Origin of the sequence: Microvirga arvi (assembly GCF_016892765.1) — a bacterium.
GTDB lineage: Bacteria > Pseudomonadota > Alphaproteobacteria > Rhizobiales > Beijerinckiaceae > Microvirga > Microvirga arvi.
In genome coordinates this window covers 1-793 of the sequence record NZ_JAFEMD010000213.1, presented here as the reverse complement: position 1 = coordinate 793, position 793 = coordinate 1, and the positions used below count along the sequence as shown (strand labels likewise).

Here is a 793-nt window from a genome sequence, read left to right as displayed (position 1 = left end):
CCCGCCTTCCTTCTGCTCTGGATCGTCGGGGGGCTGTGCGCCATCGGCGCAGCCTACCAAGCCAAGTACCACCGGCTCGCGGCCATGGTCCTGCTCGGCGGGACTGGGCTCGTCACCTGCATCACCTTCGTCTGGTTCTCGGCCCCCGACCTTGCCATCACCCAGCTTCTGGTCGAGATCGTCACGACGGTGCTGATCCTTCTTGGCCTGCGCTGGCTGCCAAAGCGGCTCGAGACCGCAGGCGAAGGCCTCTCGATGGGAGTGCGGGCCAGGTTGCGACGGGCCAGGGACCTGATGCTGGCCGTCGCGGCCGGCGTGGGCATGGCACTGGTCGTCTACGCGATGCTCACGCGGCCACTCCCGGAAACCGTCTCGCGCTATTTCGTCGAGAACGCCTATGCGGAGGGAGGCGGCCGCAACGTCGTCAACGTCATCCTGGTCGACTTCCGGGGCTTCGACACCTTCGGCGAGATCGTGGTGCTCGCCGTGGTGGCGATTACGGTCTTCTCCCTGCTGCGCCGCTTCCGCCCGGCACCCGAGAGCGTCGAGTCTCCGGAGCAGCAGCAGGTGCAGGATGCCTACGACACGGCCCGACCGGACCGGGCCGTCGGCGACACCCTCGCCGACTACCTCACCATCCCCGGGATCATCATGCAGTGGCTGTTCCCGGTGATCATCATGGTTGCGATCTACCTCTTCCTGCGCGGCCACGACCTGCCGGGCGGGGGGTTCGCGGCCGGGGTCACGATGTCGATTGCCCTTATCCTCCAGTACATGGCGGGCGGGACCCGCT

1 protein-coding gene is annotated in these 793 nt (G+C 67.3%); it reads left to right on the top strand.

Annotation, left to right across the window (positions count from 1 at the left end; translation table 11 throughout):
• On the top strand, positions 1-793 hold a 793-nt coding region (mbhE, locus tag ILT44_RS30575; RefSeq protein ID WP_204243368.1), incomplete at both ends, for a hydrogen gas-evolving membrane-bound hydrogenase subunit E.